16 protein-coding genes and 1 CRISPR repeat array are annotated in these 20,745 nt (G+C 57.8%); of the genes, 6 read left to right on the plus strand and 10 right to left on the minus strand.

Features of this window, described 5'->3' with window-relative positions:
- Positions 1-51: 51 nt before the first annotated feature.
- The 4 genes from AC4ICF_RS07825 to poxB form a co-directional block, all read right to left on the minus strand.
- The gene (locus AC4ICF_RS07825) at positions 52-1,065 is read right to left on the minus strand and encodes a 3-beta-hydroxysteroid dehydrogenase (protein WP_116341168.1); all 1,014 of its coding nucleotides are present in this window, start codon (positions 1,063-1,065) and stop codon (positions 52-54) included.
- 88 nt (positions 1,066-1,153) lie between these two features.
- A complete protein-coding gene (locus AC4ICF_RS07830) occupies positions 1,154-2,593 on the minus strand; it encodes an SDR family oxidoreductase (RefSeq protein WP_233002264.1) in 1,440 nt (479 codons plus the stop codon).
- 10 nt (positions 2,594-2,603) lie between these two features.
- A complete protein-coding gene (gene ltaE / locus AC4ICF_RS07835; protein WP_316380027.1) occupies positions 2,604-3,605 on the minus strand; it encodes a low-specificity L-threonine aldolase in 1,002 nt (333 codons plus the stop codon).
- Between the two features lie 38 nt (positions 3,606-3,643).
- Positions 3,644-5,362: a ubiquinone-dependent pyruvate dehydrogenase gene (poxB, locus tag AC4ICF_RS07840; protein WP_166710610.1), complete on the minus strand. Its 1,719-nt coding sequence runs from the start codon at positions 5,360-5,362 to the stop codon at positions 3,644-3,646.
- Between the two features lie 152 nt (positions 5,363-5,514).
- Here poxB and AC4ICF_RS07845 point away from each other — a divergent pair, with 152 nt between their 5' ends.
- Positions 5,515-5,949, plus strand: coding sequence for a DoxX family protein (locus tag AC4ICF_RS07845; RefSeq protein ID WP_316380028.1), 435 nt, complete (start codon positions 5,515-5,517; stop codon positions 5,947-5,949).
- Positions 5,950-6,114: 165 nt separating this feature from the next.
- Positions 6,115-6,382: direct repeats of the CRISPR family, unit length 28 nt; unit sequence GTTCACTGCCGTACAGGCAGCTTAGAAA.
- Positions 6,383-6,467: 85 nt separating this feature from the next.
- On the opposite strand, the gene hcr is transcribed toward AC4ICF_RS07845, so the two are convergent.
- The 4 genes from hcr to aqpZ form a co-directional block, all read right to left on the minus strand.
- On the minus strand, positions 6,468-7,436 hold the full coding sequence (gene hcr, locus AC4ICF_RS07850) for an NADH oxidoreductase (RefSeq protein ID WP_316380029.1): 969 nt from the start codon (positions 7,434-7,436) through the stop codon (positions 6,468-6,470).
- A 10-nt stretch (positions 7,437-7,446) separates the two neighbouring features.
- Entirely contained in the window at positions 7,447-9,099 is a 1,653-nt protein-coding gene (gene hcp, locus AC4ICF_RS07855) for a hydroxylamine reductase (protein ID WP_316380030.1), read from the minus strand.
- 144 nt (positions 9,100-9,243) lie between these two features.
- Positions 9,244-10,143 carry a LysO family transporter gene (locus tag AC4ICF_RS07860; RefSeq protein WP_116340996.1) on the minus strand — a complete coding sequence of 300 codons (900 nt, stop codon included), beginning with the start codon at positions 10,141-10,143 and terminating at the stop codon, positions 9,244-9,246.
- 170 nt (positions 10,144-10,313) lie between these two features.
- Positions 10,314-11,009 (minus strand): aquaporin Z, encoded by a 696-nt coding sequence (gene aqpZ / locus AC4ICF_RS07865; RefSeq protein WP_014831264.1) that lies wholly within the window; start codon positions 11,007-11,009, stop codon positions 10,314-10,316.
- 291 nt (positions 11,010-11,300) lie between these two features.
- Between aqpZ and AC4ICF_RS07870 the strand changes: the two genes are divergently transcribed.
- Positions 11,301-12,959, plus strand: coding sequence for an ATP-dependent endonuclease (locus tag AC4ICF_RS07870; protein ID WP_192982963.1), 1,659 nt, complete (start codon positions 11,301-11,303; stop codon positions 12,957-12,959).
- On the opposite strand, the gene AC4ICF_RS07875 is transcribed toward AC4ICF_RS07870, so the two are convergent.
- Entirely contained in the window at positions 12,956-13,912 is a 957-nt protein-coding gene (locus AC4ICF_RS07875) for a VirK/YbjX family protein (RefSeq protein WP_316380031.1), read from the minus strand. The genes AC4ICF_RS07870 and AC4ICF_RS07875 overlap by 4 nt on opposite strands.
- A 159-nt stretch (positions 13,913-14,071) precedes the next feature.
- Here AC4ICF_RS07875 and macA point away from each other — a divergent pair, with 159 nt between their 5' ends.
- Together macA and macB are read left to right on the plus strand one after the other, a co-directional pair.
- Positions 14,072-15,187 carry a macrolide transporter subunit MacA gene (gene macA, locus AC4ICF_RS07880; RefSeq protein WP_061098716.1) on the plus strand — a complete coding sequence of 372 codons (1,116 nt, stop codon included), beginning with the start codon at positions 14,072-14,074 and terminating at the stop codon, positions 15,185-15,187.
- The gene (gene macB / locus AC4ICF_RS07885; protein ID WP_316380032.1) at positions 15,184-17,124 is read left to right on the plus strand and encodes a macrolide ABC transporter ATP-binding protein/permease MacB; all 1,941 of its coding nucleotides are present in this window, start codon (positions 15,184-15,186) and stop codon (positions 17,122-17,124) included. The genes macA and macB overlap by 4 nt, the downstream gene beginning before the upstream one ends.
- Before the next feature lie 70 nt (positions 17,125-17,194).
- Here macB and cspD read toward each other — a convergent pair whose 3' ends face one another.
- The gene (gene cspD / locus AC4ICF_RS07890; protein WP_006809408.1) at positions 17,195-17,416 is read right to left on the minus strand and encodes a cold shock-like protein CspD; all 222 of its coding nucleotides are present in this window, start codon (positions 17,414-17,416) and stop codon (positions 17,195-17,197) included.
- A 267-nt stretch (positions 17,417-17,683) separates the two neighbouring features.
- On the opposite strand from cspD, the gene clpS reads away from it, so the two are divergent.
- Both clpS and clpA read left to right on the plus strand, forming a co-directional pair.
- Positions 17,684-18,004 carry an ATP-dependent Clp protease adapter ClpS gene (clpS, locus tag AC4ICF_RS07895; protein WP_006174393.1) on the plus strand — a complete coding sequence of 107 codons (321 nt, stop codon included), beginning with the start codon at positions 17,684-17,686 and terminating at the stop codon, positions 18,002-18,004.
- A 27-nt stretch (positions 18,005-18,031) separates the two neighbouring features.
- Positions 18,032-20,311: an ATP-dependent Clp protease ATP-binding subunit ClpA gene (gene clpA, locus AC4ICF_RS07900; protein ID WP_008499992.1), complete on the plus strand. Its 2,280-nt coding sequence runs from the start codon at positions 18,032-18,034 to the stop codon at positions 20,309-20,311.
- The last annotated feature ends 434 nt before the right edge of the window (positions 20,312-20,745 follow it).

The raw sequence follows: 20,745 nt of genomic DNA on the forward strand, positions 1-20,745 counted from the left end.
TCCCCGGAGGGGCGAGGGGACGGTACGGTGCTGTTGCAGGCGGGCAAAACGCTAGCGATGAAGCTTCCCGTGATCCCGTAACCATGCCGCCGTGCGCATAATGCCTTCATCCAGCGTCACAATCGGTTTATACCCCAGCTCGTTCTCCGCCCGCGAAATATCCAGCGTAAAATCAAAGTTGAGCTTCGATACCCCATAGTGCGTCAGCGCAGGCTCTTTGGCGGATTTACTGCCAAAACGCTCCATGCTGCGGGCGATCATGTCCAGCATCGGGTAGGGCACGGAACGGATACGGCAGTCGATCTGCAGTTCATCAATCAGCCGCTGCACAATACTGCGCAGCGTACAGGGTTCGCCGTTGGTGATGTTATACGCGCGCCCGGAAATCAGCTTGTCGCAGTCCGGCTGGCTTGCCAGCCACATGGCGTGGACAGCATTTTCGTAATAGGTCATATCCACCAGCGCATCGCCGCCGCGCGGCAGCAGCACGCTGCCGTAGTGGTGCATCATCTGCGCCAGACGCGGAATAAATACCTTGTCATGCGGCCCGAACAGGCTCTGCGGACGCAGGACCGTAAAACGGGTGTGCGGGTTTGACTGGGCCAGCAGGTCGATCACCTCTTCGCTGGCCGCTTTACTGCGGGCAAACTCACAGGCAAAGCGAGCAGGACGGAAATCCTCCTGCACGTCGCGATGGTGGTGATAGTCGAAATAGAGCGACGGAGAGGAGATATGGATAAAGTTACGCACGCCCCAGGCGACGGCCCATTCGCCCAGACGACGCGTGGCGCGCACGTTGGCGAGATCGAAGGCTTCCTGGGTTCCCCACGGGGAGGTAAAACTGGAGCAATGCCACAGCGTGTCGATACCGGCGAGCATCACCTTCGCCTGCGAGGAGACCAGCTCCGTCAGGTCGGCATGGACGAACTCCGCGCCCATTTTTTGCAGCAGTTTACCCATCGCTTCGTTGCGACCGGTGGCCCTGACGCTGATGCCCTTGTTGCGCAGAAATTCGACCGCATTTCGGCCTAAGCCGCTGGTCGCCCCGGTAACCAGTACCTTCATATCAATCCACTGTGTTGAAAAGAATTTCGTGCGCATTCTTTCGTGAATTACGATGTGTTGCAATGGGAAAGGTGAAAGAAAGAGGGTTTTATTGAGTTATTTTCGTCTTTTGTTCTGCCAGTTGCGCAATGCGTTTCGCCATCCCCCTGAAGATAAACAGGTGCGCGGGGATCATCAGTAGCCAATAGAACAGACCCGGCATCCCGTGCGGGTGCCACCAGGCGCGAACGTCCAGTTCCCGGTGGTCGCCTTTGTCCCTGAGCGTAAAGCAGAGCCGCCCCAGGCCCGGGGCCTTCATGCCGAACAGCAGCGCCAGCTGTTTTTCCGGTTCGACGATGATCACCTTCCAGCTGTCGACCGTGTCGCCCACGTTGAGATATGGGGCGGCAGGACGACCTTTCGCCAGACGATGGCCTACCAGCAGATCCAGCGCGCCGCGCGTTTGCCAGAGGATATTGCCGAAGAAATAGCGCTCTTTGCCGCCGATCTGGTTCACTACCTCCCACAGCGCGTGGAGACTAGCAGAGGTTTTTACCGTGCAGCCCGCCTGCTTCGGGTAATAGCCGTATTCGGGCCGCCAGCGGGCAAAGGCCTGGGCGTCGTAACCCCAGTCGCTGGAGTTCACCAGCTTCTCTTCTTCCTTCAGCGTATGGCGCACCGCGTCGTCAAAGCGGATCAATTCCTGGGGGATCAACGCGCGCAGCGCGCGATCGTCCGCCAGCAGATCGTGCTTCAGCCCCTGGATCAGCGCCTTCGCGGTCGTCGGGGGAACCGAGGTGATCACATTCAAAAACCACACCGATATCCAGCGGGTCGGGAAGGGGATGGGGATAAGCCAGCGGCGGCGTCCGCTGACGCGCATAAAGTGTTCGAACTGTTCCTGATAGCTCAACACCTCCGGGCCTGCCGCCTCCAGCACGCGGTGTTGCTCTGTCGGGTGATCCAGCAGGGCCACCAGATAATGCAGCAGGTTCTCCAGCGCAATCGGCGTGGTGCGCGAACGCACCCAGCGCGGCGGCGTGAGCACCGGCAGGTTGTAGACCATGTCGCGCATCACCTCGAAGGCGGCGGAACCCGCGCCGACGATGATCCCGGCGCGCAGCTCGGTGACGGGAATATTCGCCCCGCGAAGCGTGTCGGCCGTCAGCTGGCGGGCGCGCAGGTGATCGGACTGCTCGTGTTCGGGCGCCTGAAGCGAGCTTAAAAAAATCACCTGCTTCACCGGCGTTTGCAGCAGGGCATCGCGGACGTTCATCGCCACCTGCCGCTCGTGGGCGATGAAATCGCCGCCTTCGCCCATGCTGTGAACCAGGTAGTAAAGCGTGTCTACCCCTTCCAGCAGCGCGGGAAGCTCCTTCGGCCAGTTGAGATCGACGTTGTGACAGGTCACGCCTGGCAAAGTGAGTTTTTGCAGACGCTCGGTGTTGCGTGCCGCTGCCCGCACCTGATGCCCCTGCTGGCTTAACGCAGAGGTGAGATGCTGACCAATATATCCGCTGGCGCCAAGCACCAGAATGCGTTGCGGCACGTGATGCTCCTTAGCGCTGTAAAAACGCCTGCCAGTGTTTCACCACGTCCGCCAGCTGTTCGCGGCTCGCGTCGAGATGCATCACCAGACGCACGATCGGGGAGGCGTTGATCAGCACGCCACGCGCTTTCATAAATTCGCCCAGCGCAGCAGCGTGCTCTTCGCCCACGCGAACGAACAGCATGTTGGTGTCGTGACGCATCACGTCTGCGCCGATCTCGCGCAGCTGCGTCGCCATCCACGCGGCGTTGTCGTGATCGTCCTTAAGGCGCGCCACGTTATTTTTTAACGCATACAGCCCTGCGGCCGCCAGAATGCCGGCCTGACGCATGCCGCCGCCGGTCATTTTACGCCAGCGGTTGGCGCGCTTGATGTAGTCCGCATTGCCGACCAGCAGGGAGCCCACCGGTGTACCCAGACCTTTTGAGAGGCAAATGGTGAACGAGTCGCAATACTGCGTTATCTCTTTCAGTTCGCAGCCGTACTCCACCACGGCGTTGAAGATACGCGCGCCGTCAACGTGCAGGCCGAGCCCTCGCTCGCGGGTAAATTCCCACGCCGCTTTCAGGTACTCGCGCGGCAGAACTTTGCCGTTGTGGGTGTTTTCGAGGCTGAGCAGCCTGGTGCGGGCGAAGTGAATATCGTCGGCTTTGATTTTCGCCGCCACTTTGTCGAGCGGCAGGGAGCCGTCCGGTGCGGCGTCAATCGGCTGCGGTTGAATGCTGCCGAGCACGGCAGCACCGCCAGCTTCGTAGAGATAGTTATGCGCGCCCTGGCCGACGATATACTCTTCACCGCGCTCGCAGTGGCTGAGCAGTGCCACCAGGTTCGCCTGCGTGCCGGTTGGCAGGAACAGGGCGGCTTCCTTGCCGCTCAGCTCTGCCGCATAGCGTTGCAGTTCGTTGACCGTCGGGTCATCGCCGTAGACGTCATCCCCGACCGAGGCGGCCATCATCTCTTCTAGCATGGCACGGCTCGGGCGGGTAACGGTATCACTACGCAAATCAATCATTTCACATCCCTTTAGTTTAAGAGGTCATGCGAAATGTTTTACCTGAGCCAGTTGGTTTTTGCCAGTTCGATCACTTCGTCACCGCGCCCGCTGATGATGGCGCGCAGCATGTAGAGGCTAAAACCTTTGGCCTGCTCCAGCTTGATCTGCGGCGGGATGGCCAGCTCTTCTTTGGCGACGACGACATCTACCAGTACCGGGCCGTCGATAGAGAAAGCGCGCTGCAGGGCTTCATCCACCTCGGAGGCTTTCTCTACCCGAATACCGGTGATGCCGCAGGCTTCGGCGATGCGCGCAAAGTTGGTGTCGTGCAGCTCGGTGCCGTCCGTGAGATAGCCTCCGGCCTTCATCTCCATCGCCACGAAGCCCAGCACGCTGTTGTTAAAGACCACGATTTTCAGCGGGAGCTTCATCTGCACCACCGACAGGAAATCTCCCATCAGCATGCTGAACCCGCCGTCACCGCACATCGCCACTACCTGGCGCTCCGGCGCCGTCGCTTTTGCGCCCAGCGCCTGCGGCATGGCGTTGGCCATCGAGCCGTGGTTGAACGAGCCGAGCAGTCGGCGCCTGCCGTTCATCTTCAGATAGCGCGCCGCCCAGACGGTTGGCGTGCCGACGTCGCAGGTAAAAATGGCGTCGTCGTCCGCAAAATGGCTGATCTGCTGCGCCAGATACTGCGGGTGAATGGCTTTGTCGCTCGGTTTGGCGAGGTCGTCCAGCCCCTTGCGCGCGTCGCGATAATCGCTCAGGGCTTTATCGAGGAACTTGCGATCGGTTTTCTCTTCCAGCAGCGGCAGCAGGGCGGCAAGGGTGGATTTGATGTCGCCCACCAGCGCCATATCGACCTTGCTGTGCGCGCCGATGCTGGCCGGGTTGATATCAATCTGAATAATTTTGGCATCCGTCGGGTAGAACGCGCGGTACGGGAACTGGGTGCCGAGCAGAATGAGCGTGTCGGCATTCATCATGGTGTGGAAGCCGCTGGAGAAACCGATAAGCCCGGTCATTCCTACATCAAAGGGGTTGTCGTATTCCACGTGCTCTTTGCCGCGCAGGGCGTGGACGATAGGCGCTTTGAGCTTACCGGCGAACTCAAGTAATTCTTTATGCGCGCCCGCGCAGCCGCTGCCGCACATCAGGGCGATATTGCTGGAGTAACGGAGCAGCTGCGCCAGCTTTTTCAGCTCTTCTTCGGCAGGCGTCACCACCGGCTGCGGGGCGTGGTACCAGTGGGTGCTTGCCCCTTCCGGCGCGGCCTTGAGCGCCACGTCGCCGGGGATAACGACAACTGACACACCACGGTTCAGCACGGCCTTGCGCATGGCGATCGCCAGCACCTGCGGGATCTGCTCCGGGGATGAAACCAGCTCGCAATAGTGGCTGCATTCACGGAACAGCTCCTGCGGATGCGTCTCCTGAAAATAGCCGCTGCCGATTTCGGAAGAGGGGATATGGGCGGCAATCGCCAGCACCGGCACGTGGTTACGGTGGCAGTCGAACAGGCCGTTGATCAGATGCAGGTTGCCCGGCCCGCACGAGCCCGCACACACGGCAAGCTCTCCGGTGAGCTGCGCTTCGGCACCCGCGGCGAAGGCGGCGACCTCTTCATGGCGGGTGGACATCCACTCGATGGTTTTCATCTTGTTGAGGCTATCGCTAAGCCCGTTCAGGGAATCGCCGGTTACGCCCCAGATACGTTTTACACCTGCCTGTTCAAGGGTCTTCGCTATGTATGCAGCCACGGTTTGTTTCATGGTTGTCCGTCTCCTTTTTGTGATATCGCTTACAAGCTTAGAAGAAAGTCACTGTATTGCCTGCTCTATACCCCTCAATTAAAGGTGGTTTTCCTGTGCAATTATTCAGCATAATCTGGTCATCACTTGGATGGAAACAGGAATCATTTCAAATGGTTAAATCATTGTTAATTGCTGTTAATGAAAAGCTGTCGCACGACGATTTTGGCAAACTCTTGTTACGACTTACCGTCGGCGGGCTGATGCTGTTTCACGGTTTGCACAAGCTATTGGGCGGTGTGGGGTTCATCAGCGGCATGCTGGTGGAAAAAGGGTTGCCGGGGTTTATCGCTTACGGCGTGTTGGTTGGTGAAGTGGTGGCACCGATACTGATTATTGTCGGCCTCTTCACGCGCCCGGCCGCGCTGGTGCTGGCGTTTACCATGATCGTGGCGTGGCTGATGGTGGGAATGGATGAGACATTCGCGCTCGATAAGGTCGGTGCATGGGCGATTGAAAGCCTGGTGTACTTCTTTATTGGCTCGCTGACGGTGGCGTTTTTAGGGGCAGGGCGGTTTGCGCTGGGGAAAGGTCCGGCGTGGCGGTGAAAGTTGGATGCTGGAATGAAGGAAGGGGTCTACGGACCCTTTTTTATTGGTGGGTTTTAAGTGATTGATTTTATTAGGTTGAATTGTAAGTGGTAAAAAAAGGGTTTAAGGGGAATTTTTAGGGGAATTCTTTATCTGACAAGGTTATAGGTGTAGATTGTTCCAGTTCACTGCCGTACAGGCAGCTTAGAAAACTCCCGAAACGTACAAACAACCAAGCACCTTGTTCACTGCCGTACAGGCAGCTTAGAAACGTCATAATACTCGCTCAGAGGAAGCGTCACTGTTCACTGCCGTACAGGCAGCTTAGAAAAATATCGGTGAACATAATCAAGCCAGATGAAAGTTCACTGCCGTACAGGCAGCTTAGAAAATCGTTACCGCTGCGGCGATTTTGCCATTCTCGTTCACTGCCGTACAAGCAGCCTGCACAATCCAGGTCGGGTATACGCAGTGTCATCCGACAAAAAGCCCGGTGGCGCTGACGCTTACCGGGCCTTCGACCGAACGTTTACCGTTTATGCGAGGACCAGGTCCCCCTGCGGGTGGCACGAGCACGCCAGCACGTAACCCTCGGCAATCTCCGCGTCGGACAGCGTCATGGTGCTGGTGACGGTGTACTCCCCGGAAACGATCTTCGTCTTACAGCAGCCGCACACGCCCGCACGGCAGGCCGCTACTACCGGTACCTTGTTGCTTTCCAGCGCTTCCAGCAGCGTGGTGCCCACGCGGCCAAAGAAGGTCTGCGCGGGCTGCAGCTTGGTGAACTGAATCCCGCTGCTTGCCGCTTCCGCCACCGGCGTGAAGAACTGCTCTTTAAAGAAGCGGGTTACGCCGAGCGCTTTCACCTCTTTCTCCACGATATCCATGTACGGCGCCGGGCCGCAGGTCATTACGGTACGGTTCGCAATGTCCGGCACGCTTTGCAGCAGCTCACGGCTCAGGCGGCCGGGCACAAAGCCGTGCGTCGCGTTATGTTCCGCCACCAGCGTCACCGGATAATCACGCCACTCCTCGGCGAAAATGACGTCTTCCGGAGAGCGCACGCTGAAGATCGCCTGCACGTCGGCCTGCGGGCGGTTCTTCGCCAGCCAGCGGCGCATAGACATAATCGGCGTTACGCCGCAGCCCGCCGCCAGCAGCAGGAATTTATCGTCTGCCTTGTCGTCACAGGTGAAATCTCCCTGCGCGTCGGACAGCCAGATGTAATCTCCGCGCTTCACGTCACGGGTCAGCCACTGAGAGCCGGCACCGTCATCGATGCGGCGGACGGTGAGCGTAATGTACTCGCTCATGCCCGGCGTGGAGGAGATCGTGTAGGCGCGCAGGGTGTCCGCCGAATTGCGAACGCTGACCAGCGCATACTGGCCTGCACGGTACGGATAGTAGTCGTGACAGAGCAGTGACAGCGTCCACACATCCGGCGTCTCCTGATGGATGTGATGAACCTGCATCCGCCACGGACATTGTGAGGTTGGCATGGTCATGAATAGCTCCTTACGCGCTCAGCAGTTGCTTCATATCATCTTCAACGTTGGTGACTGAACGCAGACCGAATTTCTCGTTCAGCACGGCCAGCAGGTCCGGCGTCAGGAAGCCTGGCGCGGTCGGGCCGGTCACGATGTTGGTCACGCCCAGAGAGAGCAGGGTGAGCAGGATGACAATCGCTTTCTGCTCAAACCAGGAGAGCACCAGGGAGAGCGGCAGATCGTTGACGCCGCAGCCCAGTTTTTCCGCCAGCGTGACCGCCAGAATAATGGCCGAGTAGGCATCGTTACACTGGCCCGCATCAATCAGGCGCGGCAGACCTTCGATGTCGCCGAAGTCCAGCTTGTTGAAACGGTATTTACCGCACGCCAGGGTCAGGATCAGGCAGTCTTCCGGCACGCGGGTGGCGAAATCGGTGAAGTAGTTACGTTCGCCGCGCGCGCCGTCGCATCCGCCGACGAGGAAGATGTGGCGCAGCTTTTCACGGCTGACGAGATCGATCAGCGAGTCAGCGGCGCCGAGAAGCGTCTCGCGACCGAAGCCGACGGTGATCAGGTGCGGAATTTCGCTGTACGGGAAGCCCGCCATCTGCTGCGCCTGGGCGATAACCGGGCCAAAATCGTCGCCTTCGAGGTGGCTCACGCCCGGCCAGCCGACGATGCTGCGGGTCCAGATGCGGTCGTCATACGCGCCCACGGTCGGGTCGATGATGCAGTTAGAGGTCATCACGATAGGGCCCGGGAAACGGGCAAACTCCACCTGCTGGTTCTGCCAGCCGCTGCCGTAGTTACCGATCAGATGCCTGAATTTACGCAGCTCCGGGTAGCCGTGCGCCGGCAGCATTTCGCCGTGGGTATAGACGTTAACACCGGTGCCTTCGGTCTGCTTCAGCAGGTTGTAGAGATCTTTCAGATCATGACCCGAAATCAGGATGCACTTGCCTTCGGTCGCTTTCACGTTGACCTGTGTCGGCGTCGGGTGGCCGTAGGTGCTGGTTTCACCAGCATCCAGAATGCTCATCACGCGGAAGTTCATCTGGCCGATTTCCATTGAGCACTCAAGCAGGGCGTTCATATCGGCAGGCCAGGTACCCAGCCACGCCATGATCTTGTGGTACTGAGCGTAGATGTCATTGTCGTACTGACCGAGCACGTGCGCGTGCTCCATATAGGCCGCAGCGCCTTTCAGGCCGTACAGGCACAGCAGGCGCAGGCCGAGAATATTCTCGCCAATCGCCGCTTTGTCTTTATTCGGGGTAAAGTCTGCCGCCTGGCGCTGGAGGTCGCCCAGATCGTCGCTCACCAGCTGAAGCTCTGACATAGGATTGTCCACATGAGCGTTAGCATCCACCTTCAGGCACTGCGCCTTCAGCGCTTCGCGCAGGGCAATCGCTTCACGGGCATAGCCGACGATGCGCGGAGAGTCGAAGTTAACGTTGGTCAGCGTGGAGAAAAACGCGCGCGGGGCGAAGCTGTCGACGTAGTGGTCGACGATGCCGTATTCGCGGGCTTTGAACGCCCATGCGGAAAGGCCTTGCAGGGCAGCAATCAGCAGGTCCTGCAGGTCAGATGTTTCTGCGGTTTTGCCGCACATACCCTGTGCGTAAGAGCAGCCATTGCCTGCCGGGGTACGGATGGTTTGTTCACATTGCACACAAAACATAATCACACCTGTTAAAGTTATATTTGATATACATGTTTAAGATTATGCCTGTGCCTGAACGGTGAAAAGGGCTTTCTGCGACAAAATAGGGGGAGATTGATTTAGCGCAATTTTGGCGGCAGGAAACCTACCGCCAAAGAAGTATCAGGCGGAGAAGAAGGCCATCATAACCGGAACCAGCAGACTTAAAATAAAGCCGTGTACGATGGCGGCGGGCACCATCTCCAGCCCGCCTGAACGCTGAAGGACCGGCAGGGTAAAGTCCATCGACGTCGCGCCGCACAAGCCCAGCGCCGTTGAGCGGCTGCGGCGAACCAGACCCGGGATCAGCATGATGGCAATCAGCTCTCGCGCCAGATCGTTAAAGAAGGCGGCGCTGCCGATGACCGGGCCGAAGGATTCGGTCAGCAGAATACCGGAGAGGGAGTACCAGCCGAACCCGGAGGCCATCGCCAGGCCGGTCTTCAGAGGCAGATCGAGAATAAAGGCATTAATGACGCCCGCCACCATTGAGCTGGCGACAACCATAACGGCAACGATCATTCCCCGACGGTTCAGGACGATCTGTTTCAGCGTCATGCCGTTATTTCGCAGCTGAATGCCAATCAGGAACAGCAGGAAGATCAGGGTATATTCGCTGGCCTCTGTCGCGTGCTGTAAAAATGTCCATCCGGTAAGGCCCAGAAGAAATCCGAGCACCACGACGCCGCAGAGCTTTAATGATTCCAGCGCCATTGCAATTCGGGAGGGCAGCTTTTCCTGGTGGTGATTATTTTTCCACGGAATAGTGCGTTCCAGCCACAGCAGGGCGGCAATATTGCACAGCAAAATAACCACCACGGTGACCGCAGAATAATGCAGGATGGAAAGTAAATTCGTCGCCAGATTATCCAGGAAGGCCAGGCTGATCCCCATAAAGAACAGAATGACGTAAACAATCCAGCTGAGAAAACGGTTGATAAGCTTTAAGGCCGATTCATGACGCAGCGGAATAAGATAGCCCGCAATCAGGGGCAGCAGAATAATGAGGAGTCCTGAAAACATGAACAGCCGGTCCTTTTGAGTATTCGTTAAGCGCCAGAGACACTACCCAATAAAGGCTATTCAGTAAAGCGGCAAAAGAAAGCCGGGTGGCGGCTGCGCCTTACCCGGCTTGTATGTGCGGCCTGTTGCCCACACCCCGGCCCTCTCCCACGGGGAGAGGGAGGGATAGATTAATCGCGTTTTTCCAGCAGGGTGCGGTAAAGCACGCCGCCCAGAATACCGCCGACGATCGGCATCACCCAGAACAGCCACAGCTGCTCAAGCGCCCAGCCGCCCTGGAAAATGGCCACCGCGGTGCTGCGCGCCGGGTTCACGGAGGTGTTGGTGACCGGAATAGAAATCAGGTGGATAAGCGTCAACGCCAGACCGATGGCAATAGGCGCAAAACCTGCTGGCGCGTATTTGTCGGTTGCGCCGTGGATCACCAGCAGGAAGCCTGCGGTCAGCACAATTTCAATGACGATGGCAGACAGCATGGAATAACCGCCCGGAGAGTGTTCGCCGAAGCCGTTAGAGGCGAAGCCGCTGGCCGCTGCGTCAAAGCCCGCTTTACCGCTGGCAATGACGTACAGAACGCCCGCCGCAATAATACCGCCAACCACCTGCGCCACGATGTAGCCAATAACCTCTTTTGCCGGGAAACGGCCGCCCGCCCATAAACCTAATGTCACCGCCGGGTTAAAATGACCGCCGGAAATATGCCCTACGGCAAACGCCATGGTTAATACGGTTAAACCAAACGCCAGCGCGACGCCGACAAAACCAATGCCTAATTCAGGGAATGCTGCTGCCAGAACGGCGCTACCGCAACCACCAAATACCAGCCAGAATGTACCAAAGCACTCTGCTGCCAATTTTCTAAACATAACCACCTCAAAATTATTTTCCACGCGTTTTCCCGCGCGCGGGATATATCGCCATAAAGGGATGACGACTCAAAGAGCCCGTATTTTAAAAACCAACAACACCCCTTCGCCACTTAAATAAATTCGATTAATTTGATTTAAGGCAATGTGATGTCAATCCTTGTTCAAGTCAGCGGTAAATAGAGCATAGTTCAAATCTCGCAAGGATGAATGTTCTGCTGTCGTGCCAGGATTCCTGCCGCTATACTGCTGATAACTTAAAGGAAAAAGTGATCATTTCGCGGGGGATTTATGCTTCTCGAACGTGTGGAAATTGTCGGGTTTCGCGGTATTAACCGCCTGTCGCTTCAGCTGGAGCAGAACAACGTCCTGATCGGCGAGAACGCGTGGGGTAAGTCCAGCCTGCTGGATGCGCTGACGCTGCTGCTTTCACCCGAAGATGATTTGTACCACTTTGTTCACGATGATTTCTGGTTCCCGCCCGGCGACGTGACGGGCCGCGAGAAGCATCTGCATATCATCCTGACGTTCCGCGAATCCGAGCCCGGCCGTCACCGCGTGCGTCGCTTCCGTCCGCTGTCGCCCTGCTGGGTGCCCTGCGACGATGGTTTCCACCGGATTTTCTACCGTCTGGAAGGGGAGATGGCGGAAAACGAGGGGGTGCTGACCCTGCGTGAATTCCTCGACGAGAAAGCCAACCCGATCCCGCTGGAGAATATCGACGATCTTGCGCGTCATCTGATCCGCCTGACGCCGGTGTTACGCCTGCGCGATGCGCGCTTTATGCGCCGTATTCGTAACGGCACCGTACCGAACATGCCGGAAGTGGAAGTCACCGCCCGCGAGCTGGATTTTCTGGCGCGAGAGCTGGTGTCGCGTCCGCAGAATCTTACCGATGGTCAAATTCGTCAGGGGCTGTCCGCGATGGTGCAGCTGCTGGAGCACTACTTTTCCGAGCAGGGCACGTCGGAGTCCCGCCATCGTTTGATGCGCCGCCGCTCTCATGATGAACAGCGCAGCTGGCGCTATCTCGACATCATCAACCGGATGATTGACCGGCCCGGCGGGCGTACCCATCGGGTGATTTTACTGGGGCTGTTTTCAACGCTTCTGCAGGCGAAGGGCACCGTGCGTCTTGACCGGGACGCCCGGCCGCTGCTGCTGGTGGAAGACCCGGAAACGCGCCTGCACCCCATCATGCTCTCCGTGGCATGGCACCTGCTCAATCTGCTGCCGCTCCAGCGGATTACCACCACCAATTCCGGTGAACTGCTATCGCTGACGCCGGTGGAGCACATCTGCCGTCTGGTGCGCGAGTCCTCCCGCGTATCCGCGTACCGCCTCGGACCCGGCGGGATGAATGCCGAAGACGGGCGGCGTATCGCGTTTCACATCCGCTTTAATCGCGCTTCGTCGCTCTTTGCCCGCTGCTGGCTGCTGGTTGAGGGGGAAACGGAAACCTGGGTCATCAACGAACTGGCGCGCCAGTGCGGCCATCATTTTGATGCAGAGGGCATTAAGGTCATCGAATTTGCCCAGTCGGGATTAAAACCGCTGATAAAATTTGCCCGCCGAATGGGAATTGAATGGCATGTGCTGGTGGACGGTGACGAGGCGGGGAAAAAATATGCCTCAACCGTGCGCAGCCTGCTGAACAACGAGCGCGAAGAAGAGCGCGACCACCTAACGATGCTGCCCGCGATGGACATGGAGCATTTTATGTACCGTCAGGGCTTTGACGACGTATTCCACCGCATTGCGATGGTGCCGATCGACGTACCAATGAACATGCGGCGCGTGATCGCCAAAGCTATTCACCGTTCGTCAAAACCGGATTTAGCCATTGAAGTGGCGACGGAAGCGGGAAGGCGGGGCGTGGAGGCCGTTCCGACGCTGCTGCGTAAAATGTTCTCCCGCGTGCTGTGGCTGGCACGCGGAAGGGCGGATTAACGCCGGGTTGCCTGTTCTACCTGCTGAATGAGGCTATCCAGCAGCGCGTAGCGGCGGCGATATTCAGAACGTTTTTTGCTCGCAATCTCGTCCATCGGTTTACGCGGCATGGCAAGCGGCAGCATAAAGTGGCCGCTATCCTGTTTTTCCCCACCGAGGGAACTCCAGAAGCTGTCGTAATCGGCCAGCAGTTTCCCCTCTTTTTTCTTGCGGTAGCGCCAGCTGCGATAAATATGGGTGGCGTTACTGACGGCAACGATCTGCGCGACCGGGAATGCGGCGCCGAACGTCATGGCGGCTTCAACCAGCAGGCGTTTCGGGAACAGGCCGTGGCAGGCCTTCGTCGCTTTCTGGATCTGCTCATGGGGAACATGCGCTTTCGCGCCCTGCAAACCGCCGATGAACAGCGTCGATTTTCCTTCAAACTGGCAGAGCGTAAAGGTTAGCTCCGCCAGCACCGTATTCTGACCGTCGCAGAAGGTGAGGGTGGCCTCGCCCTCTTTATCCAGGAACGCATCGGCACACAGGCGGACGGTAAATGGCTGGTCATCTTTCCCGGTTAAGGTCAGCAGCGTAGTCCCCTGCGTCGAAAGATAGCCCTTCAGGAGCGTGGCCGGAAGCTGGCGGCTCATGGCCTCATAGTGCCAGTTCAGGGATTCCAGCGCATGCTGGCGGTCCATTTTCACCGTCAGCCAGGGACGGTGAAGCCGACACGGCAGACCGGGCTGCACCTGCAACATCTGCATCAGACGAGGCTGCTTAGCGAGGTTCGTTAACAGGCGAGACGTGCTCACGGGCGTTGCCAGCGAACGCAGCATGAACTTACGGCGATAGGCGGGGTTCTGCCATGCAAGGCCGGGCGCGATCTTACCGAAGGCCAGGTTTTTGAAGAGCTGCCAGCCGGATGTCGGCTGCGTCAGGTCTGAAAGAGGTGTATCGACGATAGAAGACATGATAAATCCTGAGTCTTTTGGAATACCGCTATTTCAGCAGGGGAAATATCAACGTCTTGTAAACAAATTAAGGTGATTTCGGAGAACGGGGGTTTCGTTAAGGAGTCGTTTAGATAGAATCAACGTTTATTATTGCCAGAACATTTAGTTGGAATATTTATGAACCTCAAGGGAAAACGCAGAACGCTGTTTCTGCTGCTGGCGCTGGTGATTGTAGCCGGTGGATTCTGGTTATGGCAGGTGCTCAACGCGCCTGTGCCGCAGTACCAGACGCTAATCGTTCGTCCCGGTGAACTGCAGCAAAACGTCCTTGCGACGGGCAAACTTGATGCGCTGCGCAAAGTTGACGTCGGCGCGCAGGTCAGCGGCCAGCTGAAAACGCTGTCGGTAGAGATTGGCGACAAGGTGAAAAAAGGCCAGCTGCTTGGCGTTATCGATCCCGAGCAGGCTGAGAACCAGATCCGCGAAGTGGAAGCTACGCTGATGGAGCTGCGCGCGCAGCGTGCGCAGGCGCAGGCAGAGCGTAACCTGGCGCAGGTAACGCTGACCCGCCAGCAGGCCCTGGCGAAAACCCAGGCTATTTCAAAGCAGGATTTAGACACCGCCGCGACTGAACTGGCGGTGAAACAGGCGCAGATTGGTACGATTGACGCGCAAATCAAGCGTAATCAGGCCTCGCTGGATACGGCGAAAACCAACCTTGATTACACAAAGATCGTCGCGCCGATGGCCGGGGAAGTGACGCAAATTACCACGCTGCAGGGCCAGACGGTAATTGCCGCCCAGCAGGCGCCAAACATTCTGACGCTGGCGGACATGAGCACCATGCTGGTGAAGGCCCAGGTCTCCGAGGCGGATGTGATCCATCTTAAGCCGGGGCAGAACGCCTGGTTTACCGTACTCGGCGACCCGCAAACCCGCTACGAAGGCGTGCTGAAAGATATCCTGCCGACGCCGGAAAAGGTTAACGACGCCATATTCTACTATGCGCGTTTCGAAGTCCCGAACCCGAAGGGCGTGCTGCGTCTGGACATGACCGCCCAGGTGCATATCCAGCTGACCGGCGTGAAGAACGTGCTGACCGTTCCGCTCTCCGCGCTGGGTGAATCCGCCGGGGACAATCGCTATAAGGTGAAAGTGCTGCGCAACGGCGAGACGCGCGAGCGCGAGGTGGTGATTGGCGCGCGCAACGACACCGACGTGGTGGTGGTAAAAGGGCTGGAAGAGGGCGAGGAGGTTGTTGTCAGCGAAAGCCTGCCCGGAGCCGCTAAATGACCGCGCTGCTTGAGCTGAATGACATTCGTCGCAGCTATCCGTCGGGCGACGGCCCGGTGGAGGTGCTGAAGGGCATCTCCCTGCGGGTGGAGGCGGGCGAGATGGTGGCGATAGTAGGCGCCTCGGGTTCTGGTAAATCGACGCTGATGAACATTCTCGGCTGCCTGGATAAGCCCACCAGCGGTACCTACCGCGTGGCCGGGACGGACGTCTCAACGCTGGACGGCGACGCCCTGGCGAAGCTGCGCCGGGAACACTTTGGCTTTATCTTCCAGCGTTACCATCTGCTCTCTCACCTTAGCGCGGCGCAAAACGTAGAGGTGCCCGCGGTGTATGCGGGCGTTGAGCGGAAGAAACGCCTTGAGCGCGCGAAGGGGCTGTTAACGCGTCTGGGGTTGGCGGAGCGGGTGGATTACCAGCCGTCGCAGCTGTCCGGCGGCCAGCAGCAGCGCGTGAGTATTGCACGTGCGCTGATGAACGGCGGGCAGGTGATCCTCGCGGATGAACCGACCGGAGCGCTCGACAGCCATTCTGGCGAAGAGGTGATGGCGATCCTGCATCAGTTGCGCGATCAGGGCCACACGGTGATTATCGTTACCCACGATCCGCAGGTGGCGGCCCAGGCCGAACGCATTATCGAGATCCGCGACGGTGAGCTGGTGAGCAACCCGCCGCCGCGCGAGGCCAGAACGGCGGCACCGAAGGAAGCGCTGCCTGCTTCGACCGGTTGGGGACAGTTCTCCAGCGGCTTTCGTGAAGCGCTGACCATGGCCTGGCTGGCGATGGCGGCCAATAAAATGCGCACCCTGCTGACCATGCTCGGCATCATCATCGGTATTGCCTCGGTGGTGTCGATAGTGGTGGTGGGCGACGCGGCCAAGCAGCTGGTGCTGGCGGATATTCGCGCTATCGGCACCAACACCATCGACGTTTATCCCGGCAAAGACTTTGGCGACGACGAGCCGCAGTATCAGCAGGCGCTGAAGTATGACGATCTGGCGGCGATTCAGAAGCAGCCGTGGGTTAACTCCGCCACGCCTGCGGTCTCGCAAAACCTGCGTCTGCGCTACGGCAATATCGACGTGGCGGCCAGCGCTAACGGCGTGAGCGGCGATTACTTTAACGTCTACGGCATGACCTTCAGCGAAGGCGCCACCTTCAACGCCGAACAGCTGGCGGGCAGGGCGCAGGTGGTGGTGCTGGACGCGAACTCGCGCAGGCAGCTCTTCCCCAATAAAGCGAACGTGGTGGGCGAAGTGATCCTGGTCGGCAATATGCCTGCCACGGTCATTGGCGTGGCGGAAGAGAAACAGTCGATGTTCGGCAGCAGCAAGATCCTGCGCGTCTGGCTGCCGTATACCACCATCTCCGGGCGGATTATGGGCCAGTCCTGGCTCAATTCCATCACCGTGCGCGTGAAGGAGGGCTATGACAGCGCGCTGGCGGAACAGCAGCTGGAGCGGCTGTTGAAATTGCGCCACGGGAAGAAGGATTTCTTCACCTGGAATATGGACGGCCTCTTGAAAACGGCGGAAAAGACCACACGTACTCTTCAGCTGTTCCTGACGCTGGTGGCAGTGATCTCGCTGGTCGTTGGCGGTATCGGGGTGATGAATATCATGCTGGTGTCGGTGACCGAACGCACCCGGGAGATTGGCATCCGCATGGCGGTCGGGGCCAGAGCCAGCGACGTGCTCCAGCAGTTTCTGATTGAGGCGGTGCTGGTGTGCCTGGTGGGCGGTGCGATGGGCATTGCGCTCTCGATGATGATTGCCTTTGCGCTCCAGCTCTTTTTACCCGGCTGGGAGATTGGCTTCTCGCCGATGGCGATACTCACCGCATTTTTGTGTTCCACCTTTACCGGCATTTTGTTTGGCTGGCTGCCTGCGCGCAACGCGGCGCGGCTGGATCCGGTGGACGCGCTGGCTCGGGAATAACCCGAAAATAAAAATGCCAGCCGATCGGGCTGGCATTTTGACTGCGGGATGTACACAATAAAACAGAGAGCTATGCAACCGTTTCTGCTTCAACGGGTACGATAAGGCTTGCATGATTGCCTTTTGGCCCCTGGTGTACATCGAACCGGACGGATTGCCCGGCTTTGAGCGTCCTGTAACCATCCATCTGAATGGTGGAATAGTGAGCGAAGATATCTTCGCCGCCGCCTTCGGGGCAGATGAAGCCAAACCCCTTGGCGTTGTTGAACCACTTAACAGTACCCATTTCCATGCTTCGACATCCTTCGTAAATCTTATAAATTAAGATGGAATGAACCGGTGGTGGAGTGGGGGCTGTTCAAAACCTCGCCATCTCACGCTTGTACAATTTAGATAAACGAAAGACGTCGTCAAGCGTTTGGCGCTGGAGTTGGGACAATAATCAACCAAAGTTTGAAGCAGTTAACGCTATTGCAACAGTTTGTGACAGACATCGCGGATGACAGTAATAGATGATTGTTATCTAACATCTGAGGTAGATTCAAAGTGGTTATGCAAAATGGGTAAGACCAACGACTGGCTGGATTTTGACCAGCTGGCGGAAGACAAAGTGCGTGACGCGCTAAAACCGCCATCTATGTATAAAGTTATGTTAATGAACGATGATTACACGCCGATGGAATTTGTTATTGACGTGCTACAAAAGTTCTTTTCTTATGATGTAGAACGTGCAACGCAACTGATGCTTACCGTTCATTATCGTGGCAAAGCTATCTGCGGCATCTTTACCGCCGAGGTGGCGGAAACCAAAGTGGCGATGGTGAACGACTATGCGAGGGAGAACGAGCATCCGTTGCTGTGTACGCTGGAAAAGGCCTGATAAGGCATAAAATTGGGGGAGGTGCCTATGCTCAATCAAGAACTGGAACTCAGTTTAAACATGGCTTTCGCCAGAGCGCGTGAGCACCGACATGAGTTTATGACCGTCGAGCATTTACTGCTCGCACTGCTTAGCAACCCATCTGCCCGCGAAGCGCTGGAAGCCTGCTCCGTGGATCTGGTGGCGCTACGTCAGGAACTCGAAGCCTTCATCGAACAAACCACACCGGTGCTGCCAGCCAGTGAAGAGGAGCGCGACACGCAGCCGACGCTCAGCTTCCAGCGCGTGCTGCAGCGCGCGGTATTCCACGTCCAGTCTTCCGGACGTAGCGAAGTGACTGGCGCAAACGTCTTAGTCGCCATCTTCAGCGAGCAGGAGTCACAGGCTGCCTACCTGCTGCGCAAACACGAAGTCAGCCGCCTCGACGTGGTTAACTTTATCTCTCACGGAACGCGCAAAGACGAGCCTAACCAGGCATCGGACTCCAGCAATCAGGTCAATAACAATGAAGAGCAAGCAGGCGGGGAGGATCGTATGGAAAACTTCACCACCAATCTTAATCAGCTTGCTCGCGTTGGCGGCATCGACCCGCTGATTGGTCGCGATAAAGAGCTGGAGCGCGCGATCCAGGTGCTGTGCCGTCGCCGCAAGAACAACCCGCTGCTGGTGGGTGAGTCAGGCGTGGGTAAAACCGCGATTGCCGAAGGTCTTGCCTGGCGCATTGTGCAGGGAGACGTGCCGGAAGTGATTGCCGACTGCACCATCTACTCGCTGGATATCGGCTCGCTGCTGGCGGGCACCAAATACCGCGGTGATTTTGAAAAACGCTTCAAGGCGCTGTTGAAACAGCTGGAGCAGGATACCAACAGCATCCTGTTTATCGATGAGATCCACACCATCATCGGCGCAGGTGCGGCCTCCGGTGGCCAGGTGGATGCCGCGAACCTGATCAAACCGCTGCTCTCCAGTGGCAAGATCCGCGTGATTGGCTCCACCACCTACCAGGAGTTCAGCAACATCTTTGAGAAAGACCGTGCGCTGGCGCGCCGCTTCCAGAAAATCGACGTGACCGAACCGTCCGTCGAGGAAACGGTGCAGATCATCAACGGCCTGAAGCCGAAGTACGAAGCGCACCACGACGTGCGTTACACCGCGAAAGCGGTCCGTGCGGCGGTGGAGCTGGCGGTGAAATACATCAACGACCGTCATCTGCCGGATAAGGCGATTGACGTGATTGATGAGGCAGGGGCGCGTGCGCGTCTGATGCCGGCCAGCAAGCGTAAGAAAACCGTTAACGTGGCGGATATTGAGTCCGTGGTGGCCCGCATCGCGCGTATCCCTGAGAAGAGCGTTTCTCAGAGCGACCGCGACACGCTGCGCACCCTCGGCAATCGCCTGAAAATGTTGGTCTTTGGTCAGGATAAAGCCATTGAGGCCTTAACCGAAGCGATCAAGATGGCCCGTGCCGGACTGGGGCATGACCACAAGCCTGTCGGTTCCTTCCTGTTCGCCGGTCCGACCGGCGTGGGTAAAACCGAGGTGACGGTTCAGCTCTCCAAAGCGCTGGGCATTGAGCTGCTGCGTTTTGATATGTCCGAGTACATGGAGCGCCACACCGTCAGCCGTTTGATTGGTGCGCCTCCGGGCTACGTGGGCTTTGACCAGGGCGGCTTGCTCACTGACGCGGTGATCAAGCATCCGCACGCGGTACTGCTGCTTGATGAAATCGAGAAAGCGCACCCGGACGTGTTCAACATCCTGCTGCAGGTAATGGACAACGGGACGCTGACCGACAACAACGGGCGCAAGGCGGACTTCCGCAACGTGGTGCTGGTGATGACCACCAACGCCGGGGTGCGTGAAACCGAGCGTAAATCCATCGGCCTGATCCACCAGGATAACAGCACCGATGCGATGGAGGAGATCAAGAAGATCTTCACGCCGGAGTTCCGTAACCGTCTGGACAACATTATCTGGTTCGATCATCTGTCTACCGAGGTGATCCATCAGGTGGTGGATAAGTTCATCGTCGAACTGCAGGTTCAGCTGGATCAGAAAGGCGTGTCGCTGGAAGTGAGCCAGGAGGCCCGCAACTGGCTGGCCGAGAAAGGCTACGACCGCGCGATGGGGGCCCGTCCGATGGCGCGTGTGATTCAGGACAACCTGAAGAAACCGCTGGCGAACGAGCTACTGTTTGGCTCGCTGGTGGATGGCGGCCAGGTGACCGTGGCGCTGGACCAGGCGAAGAACGAGCTGACGTACGATTTCCAGAGCGCGGCGAAGCACAAGCCGGAAGCGGCTCACTGAGTTGTTTTAGTTCAAAAGCCGGGTTTTTAACCCGGCTTTTTTGTGCCCGCTTTTCCTCCTCTCCCTGTGGGCTGAGGAATGTCCACAAATTAATGCGAGCAGTGAACAATCCCCTCGCCCCTTTGGGGAGAGGGTTAGGGTGAGGGGAACAGGCCGCCGAGGAATTTTGCGAGGCGCTTTCCAGTTTCCTTCGAAGTCAGTTGCTGGATAAAACCACAGTAATAAAATGGCGGCGCACCTGCAAAATCAGGTGCCGGGATTGGCGTCCTGATTGCACACATATGGAAAGATGTTGCTCGCAGCAACGTCACTGGTTTCGTTCACTCTTTTTTTAGCTGCGGTATAATCCGTACCTTCAAATATGGTGGGCTGAACCGGGGCTTCTTTTGAAGCGCCGATTTTCCATATGGTCGGTACGCCAAACCGGTTCAGTC

Source organism: Enterobacter sp. ECC_219_Taxon_10 (assembly GCF_058354905.1).

Bases quoted from the DNA above. Each gene is read 5' to 3' on its own strand.
- AC4ICF_RS07825 (WP_116341168.1), bottom strand. From the start codon at position 1,065: ATGAAGGTACTGGTTACCGGGGCGACCAGCGGCTTAGGCCGAAATGCG.
- clpS (WP_006174393.1), top strand. From the start codon at position 17,684: ATGGGTAAGACCAACGACTGGCTGGATTTTGACCAGCTGGCGGAAGAC.
- AC4ICF_RS07860 (WP_116340996.1), bottom strand. From the start codon at position 10,143: ATGTTTTCAGGACTCCTCATTATTCTGCTGCCCCTGATTGCGGGCTAT.
- AC4ICF_RS07845 (WP_316380028.1), top strand. From the start codon at position 5,515: ATGGTTAAATCATTGTTAATTGCTGTTAATGAAAAGCTGTCGCACGAC.
- AC4ICF_RS07875 (WP_316380031.1), bottom strand. From the start codon at position 13,912: ATGTCTTCTATCGTCGATACACCTCTTTCAGACCTGACGCAGCCGACA.
- hcr (WP_316380029.1), bottom strand. From the start codon at position 7,436: ATGACCATGCCAACCTCACAATGTCCGTGGCGGATGCAGGTTCATCAC.
- ltaE (WP_316380027.1), bottom strand. From the start codon at position 3,605: ATGATTGATTTGCGTAGTGATACCGTTACCCGCCCGAGCCGTGCCATG.
- poxB (WP_166710610.1), bottom strand. From the start codon at position 5,362: ATGAAACAAACCGTGGCTGCATACATAGCGAAGACCCTTGAACAGGCA.
- cspD (WP_006809408.1), bottom strand. From the start codon at position 17,416: ATGGAAATGGGTACTGTTAAGTGGTTCAACAACGCCAAGGGGTTTGGC.
- clpA (WP_008499992.1), top strand. From the start codon at position 18,032: ATGCTCAATCAAGAACTGGAACTCAGTTTAAACATGGCTTTCGCCAGA.
- hcp (WP_316380030.1), bottom strand. From the start codon at position 9,099: ATGTTTTGTGTGCAATGTGAACAAACCATCCGTACCCCGGCAGGCAAT.
- aqpZ (WP_014831264.1), bottom strand. From the start codon at position 11,009: ATGTTTAGAAAATTGGCAGCAGAGTGCTTTGGTACATTCTGGCTGGTA.
- macB (WP_316380032.1), top strand. From the start codon at position 15,184: ATGACCGCGCTGCTTGAGCTGAATGACATTCGTCGCAGCTATCCGTCG.
- AC4ICF_RS07870 (WP_192982963.1), top strand. From the start codon at position 11,301: ATGCTTCTCGAACGTGTGGAAATTGTCGGGTTTCGCGGTATTAACCGC.
- macA (WP_061098716.1), top strand. From the start codon at position 14,072: ATGAACCTCAAGGGAAAACGCAGAACGCTGTTTCTGCTGCTGGCGCTG.